The following is a 24274-nucleotide window of genomic DNA, read 5'->3' as shown; positions in this document are numbered from 1 at the left end:
ATATGGAAATAAAAACAAAAGAACCCGTTACACAAGCTATAAACAAAACAAGACAAATATCAGGAAGCATAGCCGTATTAGACGCCTTACTTTCTGAAGGAATTAAAACCATTTTTGGGTATCCGGGAGGTGCTATTATGCCTATATACGATGCCTTATTTGATTATAGTCACCAAATACACCATATTTTAGTTAGGCACGAACAAGGAGCTATTCATGCAGCACAAGGATTTTCAAGAGCCAGTGGCAAAACAGGAGTGGTTTTAGCAACTAGTGGACCAGGAGCCACAAATTTAGTAACAGGACTAGCCGATGCTATGATAGACTCCACACCACTAGTATGTATTACAGGACAAGTATTTGCTCATTTATTAGGAACAGACGCTTTTCAAGAAACAGATATCATTAATATTTCAGCACCAGTAACTAAATGGAATTATCAAATTACAGATGCCAATGAAATCCCTATCATATTAGCTAAAGCTTTTTATTTAGCTGGCAGTGGTAGACCAGGACCTGTATTGATCGATATAGCAAAAAATGCACAGCTTCAACTATTTGAATATAAAGGATATAAACCATGTGATTATATAAGAAGCTACCGAGAAAAACCCATTATAAGACAAGAATATATAGAAAAAGCAGCCCAATTAATTAATAATGCTAAAAAGCCCTTAGTAGTTTTTGGACAAGGCGTAATCTTAGGAAATGCGGAAAAAGAATTCAAAAATTTATTGAAAAAGAGGGGACTCCCTACCGCTTGGACAATAATGGGAATGAGTGCCATACCCACTCATCATCCACTTGGTGTAGGAATGGTAGGCATGCACGGAAATTATGCACCTAATTATCTAACTAATGAATGTGATGTTCTAATAGCAATAGGAATGCGTTTTGATGATAGAGTAACAGGAAGACTCGATTTATATGCAAAACAAGCAAAAGTCATTCATTTTGATATAGACCCTGCTGAGGTGGATAAAAATGTTAAAACATGGGTTCCTGTTTGGGGAGATTGTAAGGAAACCTTACCTAAAGTAACCCAGTTACTAAAAACCAACAGCCATCCTGAATGGATGAAAGAATTTAGAATAAAAAAGAAAAAGAAAACTCTCTTTTAATTCACAAAGAACTCTTTCCAACCGAAGGAGAACTTACAATGGGAGAAGTAATTCAAACCCTTAATGAACTTACTAAAGGAGACGCAATTATTGTAACAGATGTTGGTCAACATCAAATGATAGCTTGTCGTTATGCTTTACAAAACAAAACAAGAAGTAATATAACCAGTGGTGGTTTAGGAACCATGGGGTTTGCTTTACCAGCCGCAATTGGAGCTAAATTTGGAGCCCCTGAAAGACAAGTTGTTGCTATTATGGGAGATGGTGGAGCGCAAATGAATATTCAAGAATTAGGAACCATTATGCAATTTCAACCCAATGTAAAAATTCTAATTCTAAATAATAGTTTTTTAGGAATGGTTCGCCAATGGCAAGAACTATTTCATGAAAAAAGATACTCATTTACAGATATTCAAAGTCCTGATTTTGTTCAAGTAGCAAAAGGATATGGTATAAAAGGCGCACAAATAGCGGAAAGAAACCTTTTAAAACAAACCTTACAAGAATTTTTAGAATATAAAAAAGCCTATCTATTAGAAATAAAAGTGGCTAAAGAAGACAATGTATTTCCTATGGTGCCACAAGGAAGAGGAGTTGCGCAAATTGTTTTATCTAAAGAAGAAATATAAAATTTAGATTATGAAAAATGAATACACATTAACAATCTACACAGAAAACCATATAGGATTAATAACTAAAATTTCGATCCTTTTTTCAAGAAGAAAGATAAATATCGAAAGCCTCAATACATCACCTAGTGAAATTGAAAATATCTATAGATTTACATTAGTCATCAATGAAACAGAAGAAAAAATTAAAAATTTGGCACGACAATTAGAAAAATTAATAGATGTATTAAAAGTTTTTTACAATACAAATGATGAAATTATTTGGCAACAAATGGCTTTATATAAGGTTCCTACCTCAGTTGCCATGAAAGAAGTACAAGTAGAAAGATTATTACGTGAATATGGAGCTAGAGCTGTGGTTATTAGAGAAGATTATACTGTTTTTGAAACAACTGGACAACAAGAAGAAATAGAAAAACTTTTAAAAAAATTAGGAGAATATCAACTTATCGAATTTGTCAGAAGTTCCCGTATAGCCATTATCAAAGACAATAAAGGAATACATCAAAAAATAAACAAATTGGAAAGAAATAATTCAACTGCAATTTCAAAAAGAACAAATGAAATACTTACAACCTGTTTTGAATTATAAACCATACAACAAAAAAATAAATATTATGGAAAATTATTTTAATACTTTACCTCATAGACTTAAAGTACAAGAATTAGCTAAATGCGAATTCATGGATAAAAATGAATTTACAAATGGAGTAGATAAACTTTTAAACAAAAAAATCATCATTATTGGTTGTGGAGCACAAGGGTTAGCACAAGGACAAAATTTAAGAGATAGTGGATTAAATGTAGCATACGCACTCCGTAAAGAAGCTATCGAAAACAAAAGAGAATCCTTTTTGAAAGCTTCTTCTAATGGATTTAAAGTAGGAACTTTAGAAGAATTAATACCAACAGCTGATTTAGTTTCTAATTTAACACCAGACAAGCAACATACAAAAGTAATAACTAAGATAGTACCCTTAATGAAAAAAGGAGCCTGTCTTTCTTATTCTCATGGTTTTAATATTGTAGAAGAAGGTATTAAAATTAGAGAAGACATAACAGTTATTATGATTGCACCCAAATCACCGGGATCTGAATTACGCAATGAATATTTAAGAGGTTTTGGAGTTCCTACATTAATTGCAGTACATACAGAAAATAATCCTAATAAAGACGGACTAGAAATTGCAAAAGCATATTGTGTGGGTATAGGAGGACATCATGCAGGAGTCTTAAAATCTTCATTTGTAGCGGAAGTAAAATCCGATTTAATGGGAGAACAAACCATACTTTGCGGATTACTTCAAACAGGATCTATCTTATGCTTTGATAAAATGATTGAAAAAGGAATAGAACCGAGTTATGCTTCTAAATTAATACAATATGGTTGGGAAGTAATAACAGAAGCCTTAAAAATTGGAGGAATTACCAATATGATGGATCGACTTTCCAATGCAGCAAAAATAGAAGCTTTTAAACTATCCGAAGAATTAAAGGAAATAATGACACCGTTATTTGATAAACACATGGATGCTATTTTATCCGGTACGTTTTCTAAAACTATGATGGAAGATTGGGCAGAAGACGATAAAAAATTACTCTCATGGAGAGCCGCTACAGCAGAAACAGCCTTTGAAAAAACACCCACTACCACACTAGAAATTACCGAACAAGAATATTTTGATAATGCTACTCTTATGGTTGCTTTTGTAAAATCAGGTGTAGAGTTAGCTTATGAAACAATGATTGCAGCAGGAATAAAAGAAGAATCTGCTTATTATGAATCGTTACACGAAACACCGTTAATAGCCAATACAATTGCTCGTAAAAAATTATTTGAAATGAATCGTGTAATTTCAGATACAGCAGAATATGGTTGCTATTTGTTTGATCATGCGTGTAAACCATTACTTGCTAATTTTATGAAAAAAGTAAACCTTAACTTAATAGGTCAAAATTATAATAATAAAACCAATAAAGAAGTAGATAATTTTGAATTAGTAACTGTTAATAAAGCTATTAGAAGTCATTCTATTGAGATTTGTGGTGCCCAATTACGTTCTGCCATGACCGAAATGAAAACCATCATAAAGGATACTTCTAATTCAAAAAAAACACATCAATATGAACTTGTATGAAGAAATAGTTTTAGCTAATAATCAATTAAGTGGAGTCGTAAATACGACTCCACTACTTCTAAATGTAAATATATCAGCAGAATATAAAGCTCAGGTTTTTTTAAAAGAGAAGATTTACAAATCGTTCGCTCTTTTAAAATAAGAGGAGCATATAATAAAATAAAATCATTAAATGAGAAAGAACGCCAAAAAGGAATTATTTGTGCAAGCGCTGGTAATCACGCACAAGGAGTCGCTTTTTCTTGTAACCATTTGAAGATTTTTGGAAAAATATATATGCCTAAAACTACTCCAAAACAAAAAAATAAAACAAGTTCAATTATTTGGTCGATCATATATAGAAATTATACTGACTGGTGATACTTTTGATGACGCGTACCAAAAAGCAATAGAAGACTGTAGTAAAAGTGATAAAACCTTTGTTCATCCATTTGATGACCAAAAAGTAATAGCAGGTCAAGGAACCGTTGCCTTAGAAATTTTAGAACAATCAACAACACCAATAGATTATATTTTTGTTCCTATAGGAGGAGGAGGATTTGCTTCCGGTATTGCAACGGTTTTAAAAAAACGGAGTCCTCAAACAAAAATAATAGGGGTTGAACCTCTAGGAGCTCCTTCTATGAAAACAGCCATCAATAAAGGAAGTAATATAGCTTTAACTTCAATAGATAAATTTGTTGATGGTGCCGCCGTTAAACAAGTTGGGAATCTTACCTATGAAGTTTGTAAAAATACATTAGATGACATTATACTTGTTCCAGAAGGAAAAGTCTGTACTACTATATTAAGATTATATAACGAAGAAGCATTGGTAGTAGAACCAGCTGGTGCATTATCTATTGCAGCCTTAGACTTATATAGCGAAAAAATAAAAAATAAAAACGTAATTTGTATTATAAGTGGTAGTAATAATGATATAGAACGTACAGAAGAAATAAAAGAACGTTCATTATTATATGAAGGATTGAAACATTATTTTATGATCCAATTTCCGCAACGACCGGGAGCTTTAAAAGAATTTGTAAATAAAATATTGGGATGTGAAGATGACATAACCTACTTTCAATTTACTAAAAAAAACAACCGAGAAACAGGTCCTGTAATTGTAGGTTTAGAATTAAAAAATCCTTTGGATATAGAAATTATTAAATATAAAATGAAAACGAATCATTTTCAATATAGATATCTAAATGAAAATAAAGACCTTTTTACTCAACTTGTAGGATAAAAAAGCATATAAAAAGCAAGGGGTTAGAAAACGCAACTAACCCCTTACTTTTCTAGCCTACTGTAACCATTTTTTTAATGTAGTCATCATTTTTTCCTGATCTTCTTTAGAAAAGTGTTTTATTCTCGTAGCATGTGTTCCTTGAGGAAGTACCATTTTTAAAGCATCTAATTTTTCATTAGGAGTAGGAGCACAAGCATACCAAGGATCCAATCCACCGTAAATATATAAAATTTTAGAACCTTTTTTTTCAGCGTAATCTCGCACTAACTTAATATAAGACTTATCGTACTTCAAATCAACATTTCGAGGAGCAAACCTACTATTACTAGGAGATTTAACAATTCTAAGCAAATCTTTTACAGGAGTTAAATCAAAACTATAATAACCCAGCTCTGAAAAATGTTGATAAAAAGAAGGCAAAAGTCTATGAACCCCCTTATCCGAATAAACATCAAAACCTACCACATGATTTAAATAATCAAATAATTCTTTTGGAGAAGAATTAATTGGAGGAATTTTATCACAATTTCCATTCCATTGCCAGAAAGAAAAAGGAAACTCCAAAACTGCATATTCAAAAGCCTCAGAAATAGGCACTTCATTAAAAGTTAAATTATTTTTCTTTGCATAAGAGGCAACTTCTAGCTCAATAGCTGTTCTATTAAGCATTAATTGTCTTTGCATTTGCATGATTAAATTTCGACATTCAGAAGTGCCAACTAGTCTAGTATAATGTTTTATAGTTCGTTCATCTTCTGTACCATTTATCATAGGCGCTACATAAGGTATTGCTACATCTATATCTTCAGGATATTTCGATTTGTAAATAAGCGTTGTTTCACCACCTTTACTAATCCCTGTAGAAATCCATTTTCCAGAATATATTTTTTTTAATTTTTCAACTATTTGATGATAATCCTCTATTGCTTGATCATTAGTTAAATACTGCCAAGGAATAATGCTAGGTCTAGAGTCACCATAAAAACGGTATTCTATTATTAGTTGATTAGCATCTAATAAAGATGATACTTCGTTTTTTTCATAACGAGCATTATAACCTTCTGTTTCAATGACCATAGGCTTAGAAAAATCCCTATGAGAAAGATATATACAATGTTTAAAAGTTCCTTTTGATAAATCATGATGATCTATTGGCTCATCTAATATAATTTTATAAGACTCCGTATAATCTTTAAGATTATTTACCTTTTCAATACTGGCCTTATTAAAAACTTCTTGAAGTTTTAAAAGTAAATTTGATTTTTCTTGAGAATTAGAACTAATAGTAAAAAGAATAAATAAGATATTAGAAAATAAATAAGACTTTTTCATTTTATTTTTTTTTAATCAAAAATCATAGAAATAGACATCTCAAAAGAATAGTATATTAACCCAATATAATTCAATATTAGCTATTTAAGTGACATCATAGTAAAAAAATAGTTATAACCCTCAATTCAAAAGAAAAATTAGTTTTTAAATCTTTTTCTATAATTCATGGGCGATGCTTTTTTAATTTCTTTAAACTTTCTATTAAAATTAGAAATATTATTAAATCCAGTAAGTTCAGCAATTTCCACAACACTCATTTCGTCATCAGATGTTAATAAGCGAGAAGCTTTTTCGATACGTAATTCAATTAAAAATTGAAAAAAAGTTTTGTTTGTTCTTACTTTAAAATATCGACAAAAAGCATTTTTAGTCATATTAGCGATATCAGCAATTTCCTCTAAAGATATTTTTTTATCAAAATTAGTCATTACAAATTCATATACAACTTGCATTCGCTTTCCTTCAGAATCCGTAATATCTTTATCATATCTAAAAGAAGAAAGTGATTTTTTATTAGATAAAGTTAGCTTATTTAATAACTGCAAAAATTTAATAAACTTAGTCGTATCCTTAGCTGTAGACAATTCAAGAATAAGTGAATAAATTTTTTCCTTTTTAGATAACACCTTATATCCATTGCGAGTATCACTAAAAAAGTTTAATATTTTAGTTGATTCAGGAAGTATTTGTAAACTTTCTTGTATTACTGTAGCATCAAAAAAGACAGAATGAACCAAACTTATCTCTTCATCTTTATTTACCTCACTTCTAAAAACATGAGGTAAATTACTTCCAAAAACAATAATATCTCCAGAATTATATTCAGATATTGTATCTCCTACTATTATAGTTCCCTCTCCCTTTTCTATATAACTAATTTGAATTTCTTCGTGTTGATGAAGTTTATCATATAATATCAGTTCTTTATCAAATTGATAAATAATAGCTTCTTCTTTAGCCTTTGGTATTTTAAAGGGAAATACTTTCATAAGTAGGTACTTGAGTTACTCAAAGTTATAACTTCAATGTATTATTATCATATTTTTAATCTATTATTTTTAGTAATGGATAATATAATATCATTTTAGGCTAAAAACTGATTATTAGCTTCATGATATTCAAAATAATTTTGTCAAAAAACAGCAATTATGAGTTTTCAATGGAAAGGCGTAATGCCAGCAGTTACTACAAAATTTACAGCAGATGATAAGCTTGATTTTAACATGTTCGAAGTTAACATTAAAGCGCAGCTTGATGCAGGAGCAGAAGGAATTATTTTAGGAGGAACCCTAGGAGAAGCAAGTACTTTGTTTGAAGAGGAAAAAAGAGAGCTTATTCGTGAAACAGTTCGTATTGTAAAAGGACAAATTCCTGTTATAATGAATGTAGCAGAACAAACAACCAAAGGAGCTATAGAAGCAGCCAATAAGGCCGAACAAGATGGAGCTAGAGGATTAATGATGTTACCCCCAATGCGATATAAAGCAACAGATTATGAAACTGTTATGTTTTTTTCAGAAGTAGCTAAAAGCACTTCATTGCCTATTATGGTCTATAATAACCCAGTAGATTACAAAATTGAAGTAACCTTAGACATGTTTGAAGAATTGCTAAAATTTGATAATATACAAGCAGTAAAAGAATCAACAAGAGATATTTCTAATGTTACCCGAATTAAAAATAGATTTGGAGATAGATTAAAAATTTTATCAGGAGTAGACACCTTAGCTTTAGAAAGTTTATTAATGGGAGCCGACGGATGGGTAGCAGGATTAGTAGATGCTTTCCCTGCAGAAACCGTAGCTATATATAAATTAGCAAAAGCAGGTAGAATAGAAGAAGCTATAGCAATTTATAGATGGTTTTTACCATTGTTAGAATTAGATATTAGCCCTCAATTAGTGCAAAATATCAAATTAGCAGAAGTAGCAACAGGTATAGGAACCGAATACGTTAGAGCACCTCGTTTACCTTTAGCTGGAACTGAAAAACAAAAAGTTTTAACAATTATAGAAGAAGGATTAAAAACAAGACCTATTTTACCAGATTACAAAAACCTATCCGTAGCAGCAGAAATAGCATAAACAAACGTAAAAAATACTGTTTTAATAAAGTTCATTCGATAAGCTTCTTTTCATAAGGTTGATAATGTTTTTTCAGAAGCTATCTTAACCTACAGGAAAAATCTTGTAGGTTACTTTATTAAATAAAAAAAGACAAAATATGATTACTGGAAAAAATTATATAGGAAACCATTTGGTTGCAAGCGGTTCTAAAATTTTAAAAACTTTTAATCCGGAACTAAACCAAGAAAATGATTGGAATTTTATAGAAGCTACAACGGAAGAGATAGAAAAAGCCGTTCAGTTAGCACATAAAGCCTATCAAGAATACAAAAATTTTTCAGGAAAGAAAAAAGCTTTATTTCTAAATGCAATTGCAGATGAAATATTAGCACTAGGAGATACCGTTTTAGAAATTTATGTTAAAGAATCAGGACTACCAAAAGGAAGAGCTGAAGGAGAAAGAGGAAGAACAATAGGACAACTCCGCGCTTTTGCTCAAATGCTCGAAGAAGGAAGCTGGGTAGAAGCTACGATTGATACAGCGGTTCCCGATAGACAACCTTTACCTAAAGTAGATTTAAGAAAAATGCTTTATCCCTTAGGCCCCGTAGCCGTTTTTGGATCGAGTAATTTCCCTTTCGCTTTTTCTACAGCAGGAGGAGATACCGCTTCAGCATTAGCAGCAGGATGTCCTGTAATTGTAAAAAGTCATTCTATGCACATAGGAACAGGTGAATTAATAGCCTCTGCTGTAATAAAAGCTGCTCAAAAAACAGGTATGCCTGAAGGTGTTTTTTCTAACCTAATAGGAAGTGGAATAAACTTAGGAACAACATTAGTAAAACACCCATTAATTAAAGCTGTTGGATTTACAGGAAGTATCATCGGAGGTAGAACCCTTTTTAATTTAGCAGCGGAACGCCCTGAACCAATTCCTGTATTTGCAGAAATGGGAAGTATCAATCCCGTTGTACTACTCCCTAGCGAATTAAAAAAGAACACCTCCTTTTGGGCTAAACAATTTGCAAGTTCTATCACTTTAGGAGCGGGACAGTTTTGTACGAATCCTCGGTTTAATCATTGGATTAGAAAGCCCAGAATTAAACTCTTTTGCATCAGAATTAACATCCGAAGTTTTACAAATAGCACCTTCTTGTATGTTACATTATTCTATTAAAAAAAATTATGACGAAGGACAACAAGAATTAAGCTTACAAAAAGAAGTAGAAATTATAGCTATTTATGATGGGAAAATACAGCCTAATTATGCCCCTCAAACAGTATTACGAGTTAATGCAACAGAATTTTTAAAAAATAAAACATTAAGTCACGAAGTATTTGGACCATTTTCAATATTAGTAATCTGCAAATCAAAAGAAGAAATGACTACTCTTATAAATAGTTTAGAGGGGCAATTAACGGGTACAATTATTGCAGATTCTGAGGAATTAAATTCATATAGAGAAGTAGTAGAAGCATTAAAAGGACGAGTAGGACGTTTAATTTTTAATGGAGTCCCAACAGGAGTTGAGGTTTGTGCATCTATGTTGCATGGTGGCCCTTATCCTGCTTCATCCGATTCAAGATTTACTGCTGTAGGTATTCATGCCGTAAAACGTTGGGTAAGACCTATAAGTTATCAAAATTGGCCTAATGAATTATTACCAGAAGAATTAAAAGATGAAAACCCTTTAGGCATTTCAAGAACCGTAAATGATAAGTTAGAATTAGCAACAGCTTTTATTACAGTATAACAAATGGGAAGAAAAACTTTTTTTTGTATAGATGCTCATACTTGTGGGAATCCCGTAAGAGTTGTAGCAGGTGGCGGCCCTGATTTAAAAGGAGCTAACATGAGCCAAAAAAGACAACATTTTTTGAAAGAATACGATTGGATTCGTAAAGGCTTAATGTTTGAACCTAGAGGACCTGATATGATGAGTGGTAGCATTTTATATCCACCTGTTAATCAAGAAAATGATTTTGGTATTTTGTTTATAGAAACATCTGGTTGTCTCCCTATGTGTGGTCATGGAACCATTGGTACGATTACTATAGCCATTGAAGAAGGACTAGTTACGCCAAAAAAACCAGGCAAAATTAAAATGGAAGCACCAGCAGGTCTTGTACAAATAGAATATAAACAAGTCGGTAAAAAAGTAGAATGGGTACGTCTTACTAATGTTAAATCTTACTTAGCTGCACAAGATTTAACTATAGAATGTCCCGAATTAGGTGAAATAACATTTGACGTAGCTTATGGAGGAAACTATTATGCAATAGTTGACCCACAGAAAAATTTTAGCGGCATACAAAATTTTACTGCAAATAAAATAATACAATACAGTCAAATAGTTCGTGCACGTATAAACGAAAAATATCCAAATCAATTTATACACCCAGAAAATGACACTATTAAAGATGTAAGTCATTTGTTATGGACAGGAACTCCAATTGATCCAAATTCTTCTGGAAGAAATGCCGTTTTTTATGGAGACAAAGCTATAGATCGTTCTCCTTGTGGTACAGGAACTTCTGCAAGAATGGCTCAATTACACGCAAAAGGAATGTTAAAAAAAGAGCAAGAATTCATACACGAAAGTTTTATTGGAAGTAAATTTATAGGACAAATAGTAGAAGAAACCAATATCGGTTCAATCCCCGCAATAGTACCCAGTATTCAAGGATGGGCCAAAGTATATGGCTATAACAATATTATCATTGATGATGATGATGATCCGTATGCTTATGGATTTCAAGTTATATAAAGTTATACGTAAATAAATAAAAGGTACTTTAAAAAACAAAGTTTTATACGGAAAGATTTTTAAATATTTCAAACCAATAAAATATTAAAAAAATGAAAAAAATAAGTATAATAGGAGGAGGCATCATAGGTTTATGTACCGCTTATTATTTAGCAATAGAAGGATATGAGGTAGAAATATTTGACAGTTCAGACCTAACAGATGGTTGTTCTTATGGAAATGCGGGAATGATAGTACCTTCTCATGTCATTCCCTTAGCACAACCAGGCATGATTGCACAAGGAATTAAATGGATGTTTGACAGTAAAAGTCCATTTTATATTCAACCCCGTTTTGATATTCAATTGTTAAAATGGGGATGGGAATTTTACAAAAATGCCACAAAGCAGCATGTTGAAAATGCAAAACCTGCTCTTAGAAATTTATCTTTATTAAGTAAAGAACTTTATCGTGATTTAGCTCACAAAAGCCAATCTTTTTACTACGAAGAAAAAGGACTTTTGATGCTGTTTAAAACAGATAAAACAGGAGAAGAAATTATACACGAAGGAGAAGAAGCTAAAAAACTAGGGTTAGAAGTTGATTTTTTGTCAAAGACAGAAGTAGAAAAATTAGAAAAAGGAACAAAAACAGCTATAATAGGAGGAGTTCATTATAAATGTGATTCACATTTATATCCTCAAAAATTCATGGCGTTTATAAAAGAAGAATTAATTAAAAAACAAGTAACAATTCACCGTAATTGTACTGTAACAGATTTTATCTTAAAAGATGAAAAAGTAAACCAATTAGTTACTTCTAAAGGTAATTTTAATACAGACGAAGTTGTAATAGCCACAGGAGCATGGAGCCCTAATTTAGCAAAAAAAATAGGAGCAGGTATTTCTCTTTTACCGGGTAAGGGTTATAGTTTTACTTTACTAGACAAAGAGGAAAAACCAATGATTCCTTCTATTTTGTGTGAAGGTAAAGTAGCTGTTACCCCTATGAATCATGATATCCGTTTTGGTGGTACGATGGAAATTACACATACAAAAGATACAAAAATAAACCGAAATAGATTGCAAGGTATAGTTAATACAGTAAATGCTTTTTACCCTGAAATGAAAGTAGCAATGCCTAACGATCAAGATGTTTGGTATGGTTTTCGCCCTTGTACACCATCGGGAATGCCAATAATTACTAGAAATAAAAAAATCAAAAACGTAATTTTAGCAACAGGGCACGCCATGATGGGATTAAGTTTAGCACCTGCTACAGGTAAATTAGTTTCTGAAATTATAGCTGATAAATTACTTTCTGTATCAATCAATCAATTTCAATTAAGTTGATTGATCTAATAATAAAAACAAACTGATTAAGAGGAAAATTTGTTTTAAGTTGGGTTAAAAGGAAGGGGTTCACTTTTTAAAAGTCGAACCCTTTCAAATTTTAAAAGATCAGAGCTTAAAAAAACAGTCTCTTTCAATTGATAAACCATCCATAAAGTGTGTGAATTAAAAAGTGCTTTACATACTTTTTAAATACAGTATTGCAACTTGCTACGCCCGCTCACGCGGTAATTGCGGTATTCCATTAGCAACTTCTATAAAACAAAAACCCCTCATCGTATAGATGAAGGGTTTTAAAGAAAGGCAGCGATCTACTCTCCCACAATATGCAGTACCATCGACGCTGGCGGGCTTAACTTCTCTGTTCGAAATGGGAAGAGGTGAGCCCCGCCGCAATAACCACCTTAAGGTTTTAAAGGCATTAGCTAATAGCCATAAGCCACTAGTTTGTGCTTTTCCATTAAACTCTTGGCTTATGCCTTTTGCCTAATGGCTAATATTTTAACATATTGAGATAAATATTCAAATTTGTTTATAATCCTTTTTAGGTAAAGAAAGAATTTTACGCCCCACCCTGACTCCTCCCCTTTGGGGAGGTTGGGTGGGGCTACAATAAGCTTACGGGTTATTAGTACTACTTGACTCTGACATTACTGCCTTTACATCTATAGCCTATCAACGTGGTCATCTTCCACGACCCTTAAAAGAAATCTCATCTTGTGGTGGGTTTCGCGCTTATATGCTTTCAGCGCTTATCCCTTCCCAACGTAGCTACTCTGCGGTGCTCCCGGCGGAACAACAGATACACCAGCGGTTGGTCCAACTCGGTCCTCTCGTACTAGAGTCAGATCCACTCAAATTTCTAACGCCCACAGTAGATAGAGACCGAACTGTCTCTCGACGTTCTGAACCCAGCTCGCGTGCCACTTTAATGGGCGAACAGCCCAACCCTTGGGACCTTCTCCAGCCCCAGGATGTGACGAGCCGACATCGAGGTGCCAAACCCCCCCGTCGATGTGAGCTCTTGGGGAGATCAGCCTGTTATCCCCGGCGTACCTTTTATCCTTTGAGCGATGGCCCTTCCATGCGGAACCACCGGATCACTATGCTCTACTTTCGTACCTGATCGACCTGTATGTCTCTCAGTCAAGCTCCCTTTTGCCATTGCACTCTACGCACGGTTACCAAGCGTGCTGAGGGAACCTTTAGAAGCCTCCGTTACTCTTTTGGAGGCGACCACCCCAGTCAAACTACCCACCAAGCAATGTCCTCCTTTTTTAGGAGTTAGACCTCAGATAAGCAAAGGGTGGTATTTCAACAATGACTCCACAACGCCTAGCGACGCCATTTCACAGTCTCCCACCTATCCTACACATCACTTATCCAAGACCAATACTAAGCTATAGTAAAGGTGCACAGGGTCTTTTCGTCCCACTGCGGGTAATCGGCATCTTCACCGATACTACAATTTCACCGAGCTCATGGCTGAGACAGTGTCCAGATCGTTACACCATTCGTGCAGGTCGGAACTTACCCGACAAGGAATTTCGCTACCTTAGGACCGTTATAGTTACGGCCGCCGTTTACTGGGGCTTCAATTCAATGCTTCTCCGAAGATAACATCTCCTCTTAACCTTCCAGCACCGGGCAGGTGTCAGGCCCTATACGTCATCTTACGATTTTGCAGAGCCCTGTGTTTTTGATAAACAGTCGCCTCGGACCTTTTCACTGCGGCCAGCTTGCGCTGGCGACCTTTCTCCCGAAGTTACAGGTCTATTTTGCCTAATTCCTTAGCCATGAATCTCTCGAGCGCCTTAGGATACTCTCCTCAACTACCTGTGTCGGTTTACGGTACGGGTACTTATAATCTATGTTTAGAAGGTTTTCTTGGCAGCCTTTAGGTACACTATCCCTTCATCCGAAGAATCCGAGTACTATCGCATTTCACCAGTCCCAGCGGATTTGCCTACCGGGCCTTTAGCTAAGTGCTTTAACGAACTATTCCGTCAGTTCGCGGTACTTTCACCACTGCGTCACTCCATCACAATTATAACTAGTACGGGAATATTAACCCGTTGGCCATCGACTACTCCTTTCGGATTTGCCTTAGGACCCGACTAACCCGCAGCTGATTAGCATAGCTGCGGAAACCTTAGTTTTTCGGCGGGGGTGTTTCTCGCACCCCTTATCGTTACTTATGCCTACATTTTCTTTTCTAACCTCTCCAGCACCTCTCACAAGATACCTTCGGCGATGTTAGAATGCTCCCCTACCACTTGTATCTATATACAAATCCATAGCTTCGGTAGTATACTTATGCCCGATTATTATCCATGCTCGATCGCTCGACTAGTGAGCTGTTACGCACTCTTTAAATGAATGGCTGCTTCCAAGCCAACATCCTAGCTGTCGATGCAATCAAACCGCGTTTGTTCAACTTAGCATACATTTGGGGACCTTAGCTGATGGTCTGGGTTCTTTCCCTCTCGGACTTGGACCTTAGCACCCAAGCCCTCACTGCTCAATATATTATATAGCATTCGGAGTTTGTCAGGAATTGGTAGGCGGTGAAGCCCCCGCATCCAATCAGTAGCTCTACCTCTATATAACTTAACTTGAGCGCTGCACCTAAATGCATTTCGGGGAGTACGAGCTATTTCCGAGTTTGATTGGCCTTTCACCCCTACCCACAGATCATCCCAAGACTTTTCAACGTCAACGGGTTCGGACCTCCACTTTGGGTTAACAAAGCTTCATCCTGTCCATGGGTAGATCACACGGTTTCGCGTCTACCACTACTGACTTAATTCAATCCCTTAGATTGAACGCGCCCTATTCAGACTCGCTTTCGCTACGGATCCGTGACTTAATCACTTAACCTTGCCAGCAACGGTAACTCGTAGGCTCATTATGCAAAAGGCACGCCGTCACAACTTATGTTGCTCCGACCGCTTGTAGGCGTATGGTTTCAGGTTCTATTTCACTCCGTTATTCACGGTTCTTTTCACCTTTCCCTCACGGTACTGGTTCACTATCGGTCTCTCAGGAGTATTTAGCCTTAGCGGATGGTCCCGCCAGATTCAGACAGGGTTTCACGTGCCCCGCCCTACTCAGGATACCACTATTCTTTATATTCTTTACTTATACGGGACTATCACCCTCTTGGGTTAACCTTTCCAGGTTATTCTAATTCAGTTTACAAGAAATATTGTGGTCCTACAACCCCGTTATTGCCGTAACAATAACGGTTTGGGCTAATGCGCTTTCGCTCGCCACTACTTACGCAATCACTTTTGTTTTCTTCTCCTCCGCCTACTTAGATGTTTCAGTTCAGCGGGTTCGCCTCCTATCGGATACTATGTCTTCAACATAGTGGGTTGCCCCATTGGGATATCTGCGGATCAATTCGTATGTGCCGATCCCCGCAGCTTTTCGCAGCTTATCACGTCCTTCTTCGCCTCTGAGAGCCTAGGCATTCCCCATACGCCCTTATTTTGCTTATTGTTTTCTTTATTCTTTTAGCCATTAGTCAATAGCCATAAGCCACTAGTGCCTATTGCTTTTTTACTAATCACTAAAGATGTTCTTTCTACTTGTTTGTATGTTTATCTCAATATGTCAATGAACTTTGAGCCCCCTCCAGCTCCCCCGAAGGGGGAGAGCCGATTGCTCTGTGTTCCTCCCCTTTGGGAAGGTTAGGAGGGGCTGTTGTGGAGAATATCGGAGTCGAACCGATGACCTCCTGCGTGCAAGGCAGGCGCTCTAGCCAGCTGAGCTAATCCCCCATTGTCTATTTTGAATGTTGAATTATTTTTTTGAATTATTTTTCAAATTCATCATTTAAAATTTATAATTCAAAATTCGCTTCTAGAATTTCCTTTTTATAACTTTAAATAGTAGTCCCGGGCAGACTCGAACTGCCGACCCCTACATTATCAGTGTAGTACTCTAACCAGCTGAGCTACGAGACTCTGTATTTTAAGCCTTTTCTTTTTTTTGAATTAACAGCGAGAGTAAGATTTTAATTTAAATTTAATTTTAAATCACATCCTTTTTTTTGTCTCTAGAAAGGAGGTGTTCCAGCCGCACCTTCCGGTACGGCTACCTTGTTACGACTTAGCCCTAGTTACCAGTTTTACCCTAGGCAGCTCCTTGCGGTCACCGACTTCAGGTACCCCCAGCTTCCATGGCTTGACGGGCGGTGTGTACAAGGCCCGGGAACGTATTCACCGCAGCATGGCTGATCTGCGATTACTAGCGAATCCAGCTTCACGGAGTCGAGTTGCAGACTCCGATCCGAACTGAGAACGGTTTTTTAGATTCGCGCCTACTTGCGTAGTGGCTGCTCTCTGTACCGTCCATTGTAGCACGTGTGTAGCCCAAGGCGTAAGGGCCGTGATGATTTGACGTCATCCCCACCTTCCTCACGGTTTGCACCGGCAGTCTTGTTAGAGTTCCCGACCTTACTCGATGGCAACTAACAACAGGGGTTGCGCTCGTTATAGGACTTAACCTGACACCTCACGGCACGAGCTGACGACAACCATGCAGCACCTTGAAAAACGTCCGAAGAAAGATCTGTTTCCAAATCTGTCGTTTCCCATTTAAGCCTTGGTAAGGTTCCTCGCGTATCATCGAATTAAACCACATGCTCCTCCGCTTGTGCGGGCCCCCGTCAATTCCTTTGAGTTTCACTCTTGCGAGCGTACTCCCGGGTGGGATACTTATCACTTTCGCTTAGCCACTCAGGTTGCCCCAAACAGCTAGTATCCATCGTTTACGGCGTGGACTACCAGGGTATCTAATCCTGTTCGCTCCCCACGCTTTCGTCCATCAGCGTCAATATACTCGTAGTAACCTGCCTTCGCAATTGGTATTCCATGTAATCTCTAAGCATTTCACCGCTACACTACATATTCTAGTTACTTCCAAGTAATTCAAGTCTTACAGTATCAATGGCCGTTTGATCGTTGAGCGACCAGATTTCACCACTGACTTATAAAACCGCCTACGGACCCTTTAAACCCAATGATTCCGGATAACGCTTGGATCCTCCGTATTACCGCGGCTGCTGGCACGGAGTTAGCCGATCCTTATTCTTACAGTACCGTCAAGCTCCCTCGCAAGGGAGTGTTTCTTCCTGTACAAAAGCAGTTTACACACCATAGATGCGTCATCCTGCACGCGGCATGGCTGGGTCAGTCTTGCGACCATTGCCCAATATTCCTCACTGCTGCCTCCCGTAGGAGTCTGGTCCGTGTCTCAGTACCAGTGTGGGGGATCTCCCTCTCAGGACCCCTACCCATCGTGGCCATGGTAAGCCGTTACCTTACCATCTAGCTAATGGGACGCATGCTCATCTTGTACCGTTGGAACTTTAATCATAATGTGAGGCCACATCATAATACTATGGGGTATTAATCCAAATTTCTCTGGGCTATCCCCCTGTACAAGGTAGATTACATACGCGTTACGCACCCGTGCGCCGGTCTCAAAGGAGCAAGCTCCTTCTACCCCTCGACTTGCATGTGTTAAGCCTGCCGCTAGCGTTCATCCTGAGCCAGGATCAAACTCTTCATCGTATATCTTTTGTAACCCTAAGGTTAAATATTGTGGACAAAGAATGCTAGTTTTCTTACTCTCTTAAATTTTATTGTTTTAATATCTCTATTAAAACGTGCTGTCAATCCAATATGTCTATGAACTTTTTATTCTTATTTTTCGCTTTTGACTTTTCGTCTTAGCGGGTGCAAAGATAGTGTTTCTTTTAGTATTTCCAAGGGTTTTCTTATTTTTTTTCAAAAATTTTAAAATTCTTGGTTTTCAATCTATTTAGGAACTTTTGTACTTTGCGAGGATAAAAAATCCCCTGATCTACAGAGGAATTTTATGTCGATTCCAACTATTTTGGAATAAAGAAAGGCAGCGATCTACTCTCCCACAATATGCAGTACCATCGACGCTGGCGGGCTTAACTTCTCTGTTCGAAATGGGAAGAGGTGAGCCCCGCCGCAATAACCACCTTAAGGTTTTAAAGGCATTAGCTAATAGCCATAAGCCACTAGTTTGTGCTTTTCCATTAAACTCTTGGCTTATGCCTTTTGCCTAATGGCTAATATTTTAACATATTGAGATAAATATTCAAATTTGTTTATAATCCTTTTTAGGTAAAGAAAGAATTTTACGCCCCACCCTGACTCCTCCCCTTTGGGGAGGTTGGGTGGGGCTACAATAAGCTTACGGGTTATTAGTACTACTTGACTCTGACATTACTGCCTTTACATCTATAGCCTATCAACGTGGTCATCTTCCACGACCCTTAAAAGAAATCTCATCTTGTGGTGGGTTTCGCGCTTATATGCTTTCAGCGCTTATCCCTTCCCAACGTAGCTACTCTGCGGTGCTCCCGGCGGAACAACAGATACACCAGCGGTTGGTCCAACTCGGTCCTCTCGTACTAGAGTCAGATCCACTCAAATTTCTAACGCCCACAGTAGATAGAGACCGAACTGTCTCACGACGTTCTGAACCCAGCTCGCGTGCCACTTTAATGGGCGAACAGCCCAACCCTTGGGACCTTCTCCAGCCCCAGGATGTGACGAGCCGACATCGAGGTGCCAAACCCCCCGTCGATGTGAGCTCTTGGGGAGATCAGCCTGTTATCCCCGGCGTACCTTTTATCCTTTGAGCGATGGCCCTTCCATGCGGAACCACCGGATCACTATGCTCTACTTTCGTACCTGATCGACCTGTATGTCTCTCAGTCAAGCTCCCTTTTGCCATTGCACTCTACGCACGGTTACCAAGCGTGCTGAGGGAACCTTTAGAAGCCTCCGTTACTCTTTTGGAGGCGACCACCCCAGTCAAACTACCCACCAAGCAATGTCCTCCTTTTTTAGGAGTTAGACCTCAGATAAGCAAAGGGTGGTATTTCAACAATGACTCCACAACGCCTAGCGACGCCATTTCACAGTCTCCCACCTATCCTACACATCACTTATCCAAGACCAATACTAAGCTATAGTAAAGGTGCACAGGGTCTTTTCGTCCCACTGCGGGTAATCGGCATCTTCACCGATACTACAATTTCACCGAGCTCATGGCTGAGACAGTGTCCAGATCGTTACACCATTCGTGCAGGTCGGAACTTACCCGACAAGGAATTTCGCTACCTTAGGACCGTTATAGTTACGGCCGCCGTTTACTGGGGCTTCAATTCAATGCTTCTCCGAAGATAACATCTCCTCTTAACCTTCCAGCACCGGGCAGGTGTCAGGCCCTATACGTCATCTTACGATTTTGCAGAGCCCTGTGTTTTTGATAAACAGTCGCACTTGGACCTTTTCACTGCGGCCAGCTTGCGCTGGCGACCTTTCTCCCGAAGTTACAGGTCTATTTTGCCTAATTCCTTAGCCATGAATCTCTCGAGCGCCTTAGGATACTCTCCTCAACTACCTGTGTCGGTTTACGGTACGGGTACTTATAATCTATGTTTAGAAGGTTTTCTTGGCAGCCTTTAGGTACACTATCCCTTCATCCGAAGAATCCGAGTACTATCGCATTTCACCAGTCCCAGCGGATTTGCCTACCGGGCCTTTAGCTAAGTGCTTTAACGAACTATTCCGTCAGTTCGCGGTACTTTCACCACTGCGTCACTCCATCACAATTATAACTAGTACGGGAATATTAACCCGTTGGCCATCGACTACTCCTTTCGGATTTGCCTTAGGACCCGACTAACCCGCAGCTGATTAGCATAGCTGCGGAAACCTTAGTTTTTCGGCGGGGGTGTTTCTCGCACCCCTTATCGTTACTTATGCCTACATTTTCTTTTCTAACCTCTCCAGCACCTCTCACAAGATACCTTCGGCGATGTTAGAATGCTCCCCTACCACTTGTATCTATATACAAATCCATAGCTTCGGTAGTATACTTATGCCCGATTATTATCCATGCTCGATCGCTCGACTAGTGAGCTGTTACGCACTCTTTAAATGAATGGCTGCTTCCAAGCCAACATCCTAGCTGTCGATGCAATCAAACCGCGTTTGTTCAACTTAGCATACATTTGGGGACCTTAGCTGATGGTCTGGGTTCTTTCCCTCTCGGACTTGGACCTTAGCACCCAAGCCCTCACTGCTCAATATATTATATAGCATTCGGAGTTTGTCAGGAATTGGTAGGCGGTGAAGCCCCCGCATCCAATCAGTAGCTCTACCTCTATATAACTTAACTTGAGCGCTGCACCTAAATGCATTTCGGGGAGTACGAGCTATTTCCGAGTTTGATTGGCCTTTCACCCCTACCCACAGATCATCCCAAGACTTTTCAACGTCAACGGGTTCGGACCTCCACTTTGGGTTAACAAAGCTTCATCCTGTCCATGGGTAGATCACACGGTTTCGCGTCTACCACTACTGACTTAAGCGCCCTATTCAGACTCGCTTTCGCTACGGATCCGTGACTTAATCACTTAACCTTGCCAGCAACGGTAACTCGTAGGCTCATTATGCAAAAGGCACGCCGTCACAGATTATGCTGCTCCGACCGCTTGTAGGCGTATGGTTTCAGGTTCTATTTCACTCCGTTATTCACGGTTCTTTTCACCTTTCCCTCACGGTACTGGTTCACTATCGGTCTCTCAGGAGTATTTAGCCTTAGCGGATGGTCCCGCCAGATTCAGACAGGGTTTCACGTGCCCCGCCCTACTCAGGATAACACTATTCTTTATATTCTTTACTTATACGGGACTATCACCCTCTTGGGTTAACCTTTCCAGGTTATTCTAATTCAGTTTACAAGAAATATTGTGGTCCTACAACCCCGTTATTGCCGTAACAATAACGGTTTGGGCTAATGCGCTTTCGCTCGCCACTACTTACGCAATCACTTTTGTTTTCTTCTCCTCCGCCTACTTAGATGTTTCAGTTCAGCGGGTTCGCCTCCTATCGGATACTATGTCTTCAACATAGTGGGTTGCCCCATTGGGATATCTGCGGATCAATTCGTATGTGCCGATCCCCGCAGCTTTTCGCAGCTTATCACGTCCTTCTTCGCCTCTGAGAGCCTAGGCATTCCCCATACGCCCTTATTTTGCTTATTGTTTTCTTTATTCTTTTAGCCATTAGTCAATAGCCATAAGCCACTAGTGCCTATTGCTTTTTTACTAATCACTAAAGATGTTCTTTCTACTTGTTTGTATGTTTATCTCAATATGTCAATGAACTTTGAGCCCCCTCCAGCTCCCCCGAAGGGGGAGAGCCGATTGCTCTGTGTTCCTCCCCTTTGGGAAGGTTAGGAGGGGCTGTTGTGGAGAATATCGGAGTCGAACCGATGACCTCCTGCGTGCAAGGCAGGCGCTCTAGCCAGCTGAGCTAATCCCCCATTGTCTATTTTGAATGTTGAATTATTTTTTTGAATTATTTTTCAAATTCATCATTTAAAATTTATAATTCAAAATTCGCTTCTAGAATTTCCTTTTTATAACTTTAAATAGTAGTCCCGGGCAGACTCGAACTGCCGACCCCTACATTATCAGTGTAGTACTCTAACCAGCTGAGCTACGAGACTCTGTATTTTAAGCCTTTTCTTTTTTTTGAATTAACAGCGAGAGTAAGATTTTAATTTAAATTTAATTTTAAATCACATCCTTTTTTTTGTCTCTAGAAAGGAGGTGTTCCAGCCGCACCTTCCGGTACGGCTACCTTGTTACGACTTAGCCCTAGTTACCAGTTTTACCCTAGGCAGCTCCTTGCGGTCACCGACTTCAGGTACCCCCAGCTTCCATGGCTTGACGGGCGGTGTGTACAAGGCCCGGGAACGTATTCACCGCAGCATGGCTGATCTGCGATTACTAGCGAATCCAGCTTCACGGAGTCGAGTTGCAGACTCCGATCCGAACTGAGAACGGTTTTTTAGATTCGCGCCTACTTGCGTAGTGGCTGCTCTCTGTACCGTCCATTGTAGCACGTGTGTAGCCCAAGGCGTAAGGGCCGTGATGATTTGACGTCATCCCCACCTTCCTCACGGTTTGCACCGGCAGTCTTGTTAGAGTTCCCGACATTACTCGATGGCAACTAACAACAGGGGTTGCGCTCGTTATAGGACTTAACCTGACACCTCACGGCACGAGCTGACGACAACCATGCAGCACCTTGAAAAACGTCCGAAGAAAGATCTGTTTCCAAATCTGTCGTTTCCCATTTAAGCCTTGGTAAGGTTCCTCGCGTATCATCGAATTAAACCACATGCTCCTCCGCTTGTGCGGGCCCCCGTCAATTCCTTTGAGTTTCACTCTTGCGAGCGTACTCCCGGGTGGGATACTTATCACTTTCGCTTAGCCACTCAGGTTGCCCCAAACAGCTAGTATCCATCGTTTACGGCGTGGACTACCAGGGTATCTAATCCTGTTCGCTCCCCACGCTTTCGTCCATCAGCGTCAATATACTCGTAGTAACCTGCCTTCGCAATTGGTATTCCATGTAATCTCTAAGCATTTCACCGCTACACTACATATTCTAGTTACTTCCAAGTAATTCAAGTCTTACAGTATCAATGGCCGTTTGATCGTTGAGCGACCAGATTTCACCACTGACTTATAAAACCGCCTACGGACCCTTTAAACCCAATGATTCCGGATAACGCTTGGATCCTCCGTATTACCGCGGCTGCTGGCACGGAGTTAGCCGATCCTTATTCTTACAGTACCGTCAAGCTCCCTCGCAAGGGAGTGTTTCTTCCTGTACAAAAGCAGTTTACACACCATAGATGCGTCATCCTGCACGCGGCATGGCTGGGTCAGTCTTGCGACCATTGCCCAATATTCCTCACTGCTGCCTCCCGTAGGAGTCTGGTCCGTGTCTCAGTACCAGTGTGGGGGATCTCCCTCTCAGGACCCCTACCCATCGTGGCCATGGTAAGCCGTTACCTTACCATCTAGCTAATGGGACGCATGCTCATCTTGCACCGTTGGAACTTTAATCATAATGTGAGGCCACATCATAATACTATGGGGTATTAATCCAAATTTCTCTGGGCTATCCCCCTGTACAAGGTAGATTACATACGCGTTACGCACCCGTGCGCCGGTCTCAAAGGAGCAAGCTCCTTCTACCCCTCGACTTGCATGTGTTAAGCCTGCCGCTAGCGTTCATCCTGAGCCGGGATCAAACTCTTCATCGTATATCTTTTGTAACCCTAAGGTTAAATATTGTGGACAAAGAATGCTAGTTTTCTTACTCTCTTAAATTTTATTGTTTTAATATCTCTATTAAAACGTGCTGTCAATCCAATATGTCTATGAACTTTTTATTCTTATTTTCGCTTTTGACTTAGCATCTTAGCGGGTGCAAAGATAGTGTTTCTTTTAGTATTTCCAAGGGTTTTCTTATTTTTTTTTAAAAATTTTAAAATTCTTGGTTTTCAATCTATTTAGGAACTTTTGTACTTTGCGAGGATAAAAAATCCCCTGATCTACAGGGGAATTTTATGTCGATTCCAACTATTTTGGAATAAAGAAAGGCAGCGATCTACTCTCCCACAATATGCAGTACCATCGACGCTGGCGGGCTTAACTTCTCTGTTCGAAATGGGAAGAGGTGAGCCCCGCCGCAATAACCACCTTAAGGTTTTAAAGGCATTAGCTAATAGCCATAA

At 38.7% G+C, this 24274-nt stretch carries 7 protein-coding genes, 4 tRNA genes, 7 rRNA genes and 3 pseudogenes; 8 read left to right on the top strand and 13 right to left on the bottom strand.

What is annotated here, in order from left to right; all coding sequences use genetic code 11:
• The first annotated feature begins 2 nt into the window (after window positions 1–2).
• The 4 genes and pseudogenes from ilvB (at window position 3) to ilvA (ending at window position 5119) form a co-directional block, all read left to right on the top strand.
• Window positions 3–1750 (top strand): annotated as a pseudogene (gene ilvB, locus JJC05_RS10710) (biosynthetic-type acetolactate synthase large subunit).
• A 10-nt stretch (window positions 1751–1760) separates the two neighbouring features.
• On the top strand, window positions 1761–2342 hold the full coding sequence (ilvN, locus tag JJC05_RS10705; protein ID WP_235877361.1) for an acetolactate synthase small subunit: 582 nt from the start codon (window positions 1761–1763) through the stop codon (window positions 2340–2342).
• 25 nt (window positions 2343–2367) lie between these two features.
• A complete protein-coding gene (gene ilvC / locus JJC05_RS10700; protein ID WP_235878865.1) occupies window positions 2368–3888 on the top strand; it encodes a ketol-acid reductoisomerase in 1521 nt (506 codons plus the stop codon).
• Window positions 3875–5119 (top strand): annotated as a pseudogene (gene ilvA / locus JJC05_RS10695) (threonine ammonia-lyase IlvA). Before ilvC ends, ilvA begins: the two are co-directional and overlap by 14 nt.
• A gap of 57 nt (window positions 5120–5176) precedes the next feature.
• Here ilvA and JJC05_RS10690 read toward each other — a convergent pair.
• Window positions 5177–6454, bottom strand: coding sequence for a S28 family serine protease (locus tag JJC05_RS10690; RefSeq protein WP_088391650.1), 1278 nt, complete (start codon window positions 6452–6454; stop codon window positions 5177–5179).
• Between the two features lie 137 nt (window positions 6455–6591).
• The gene (locus tag JJC05_RS10685; RefSeq protein WP_105195432.1) at window positions 6592–7443 is read right to left on the bottom strand and encodes an AraC family transcriptional regulator; all 852 of its coding nucleotides are present in this window, start codon (window positions 7441–7443) and stop codon (window positions 6592–6594) included.
• Window positions 7444–7602: 159 nt separating this feature from the next.
• Between JJC05_RS10685 and JJC05_RS10680 the strand changes: the two genes are divergently transcribed.
• The 4 genes and pseudogenes from JJC05_RS10680 (at window position 7603) to JJC05_RS10665 (ending at window position 12619) form a co-directional block, all read left to right on the top strand.
• On the top strand, window positions 7603–8538 hold the full coding sequence (locus JJC05_RS10680) for a dihydrodipicolinate synthase family protein (protein ID WP_105195431.1): 936 nt from the start codon (window positions 7603–7605) through the stop codon (window positions 8536–8538).
• 139 nt (window positions 8539–8677) lie between these two features.
• Window positions 8678–10274 (top strand): annotated as a pseudogene (locus JJC05_RS10675) (aldehyde dehydrogenase (NADP(+))).
• 3 nt (window positions 10275–10277) lie between these two features.
• Complete coding sequence (locus JJC05_RS10670; protein WP_235877360.1) at window positions 10278–11288, top strand: 4-hydroxyproline epimerase; 1011 nt, start codon at window positions 10278–10280, stop codon at window positions 11286–11288.
• A gap of 92 nt (window positions 11289–11380) precedes the next feature.
• The gene (locus tag JJC05_RS10665) at window positions 11381–12619 is read left to right on the top strand and encodes an NAD(P)/FAD-dependent oxidoreductase (protein WP_235877359.1); all 1239 of its coding nucleotides are present in this window, start codon (window positions 11381–11383) and stop codon (window positions 12617–12619) included.
• Between the two features lie 298 nt (window positions 12620–12917).
• On the opposite strand, the gene rrf (JJC05_RS10660) is transcribed toward JJC05_RS10665, so the two are convergent.
• From rrf (JJC05_RS10660) to rrf (JJC05_RS10610), 11 genes are all read right to left on the bottom strand, one after another.
• Window positions 12918–13026, bottom strand: a 5S ribosomal RNA gene (rrf, locus tag JJC05_RS10660).
• 201 nt (window positions 13027–13227) lie between these two features.
• Window positions 13228–16123, bottom strand: a 23S ribosomal RNA gene (locus tag JJC05_RS10655).
• Between the two features lie 207 nt (window positions 16124–16330).
• A tRNA-Ala gene (locus JJC05_RS10650) sits at window positions 16331–16404 on the bottom strand.
• A gap of 112 nt (window positions 16405–16516) precedes the next feature.
• Window positions 16517–16590 (bottom strand) — tRNA-Ile (locus JJC05_RS10645).
• Between the two features lie 96 nt (window positions 16591–16686).
• Window positions 16687–18201, bottom strand: a 16S ribosomal RNA gene (locus JJC05_RS10640).
• Window positions 18202–18536: 335 nt separating this feature from the next.
• A 5S ribosomal RNA gene (rrf, locus tag JJC05_RS10635) occupies window positions 18537–18645 on the bottom strand.
• Between the two features lie 201 nt (window positions 18646–18846).
• Window positions 18847–21722 (bottom strand): 23S ribosomal RNA (locus JJC05_RS10630).
• Between the two features lie 207 nt (window positions 21723–21929).
• A tRNA-Ala gene (locus JJC05_RS10625) sits at window positions 21930–22003 on the bottom strand.
• Between the two features lie 112 nt (window positions 22004–22115).
• Window positions 22116–22189: transfer RNA gene (locus JJC05_RS10620), tRNA-Ile, on the bottom strand.
• Window positions 22190–22285: 96 nt separating this feature from the next.
• Window positions 22286–23800 (bottom strand): 16S ribosomal RNA (locus JJC05_RS10615).
• 334 nt (window positions 23801–24134) lie between these two features.
• Window positions 24135–24243, bottom strand: a 5S ribosomal RNA gene (rrf, locus tag JJC05_RS10610).
• The 16S, 23S and 5S rRNA genes sit together here with 4 tRNA genes alongside, the layout of an rRNA operon.
• Window positions 24244–24274 lie beyond the last annotated feature (31 nt).

It is taken from the genome of Flavobacterium davisii, assembly GCF_019565505.1.
GTDB classification, from domain to species: domain Bacteria; phylum Bacteroidota; class Bacteroidia; order Flavobacteriales; family Flavobacteriaceae; genus Flavobacterium; species Flavobacterium davisii.
This window is presented reverse-complemented; position numbering and strand designations above follow the sequence as displayed.

Bases quoted from the DNA above. Each gene is read 5' to 3' on its own strand.
- JJC05_RS10680 (WP_105195431.1), top strand. From the start codon at position 7,603: ATGAGTTTTCAATGGAAAGGCGTAATGCCAGCAGTTACTACAAAATTT.
- JJC05_RS10685 (WP_105195432.1), bottom strand. From the start codon at position 7,443: ATGAAAGTATTTCCCTTTAAAATACCAAAGGCTAAAGAAGAAGCTATT.
- ilvC (WP_235878865.1), top strand. From the start codon at position 2,368: ATGGAAAATTATTTTAATACTTTACCTCATAGACTTAAAGTACAAGAA.
- JJC05_RS10665 (WP_235877359.1), top strand. From the start codon at position 11,381: ATGAAAAAAATAAGTATAATAGGAGGAGGCATCATAGGTTTATGTACC.
- JJC05_RS10670 (WP_235877360.1), top strand. From the start codon at position 10,278: ATGGGAAGAAAAACTTTTTTTTGTATAGATGCTCATACTTGTGGGAAT.
- ilvN (WP_235877361.1), top strand. From the start codon at position 1,761: ATGAAAAATGAATACACATTAACAATCTACACAGAAAACCATATAGGA.
- JJC05_RS10690 (WP_088391650.1), bottom strand. From the start codon at position 6,454: ATGAAAAAGTCTTATTTATTTTCTAATATCTTATTTATTCTTTTTACT.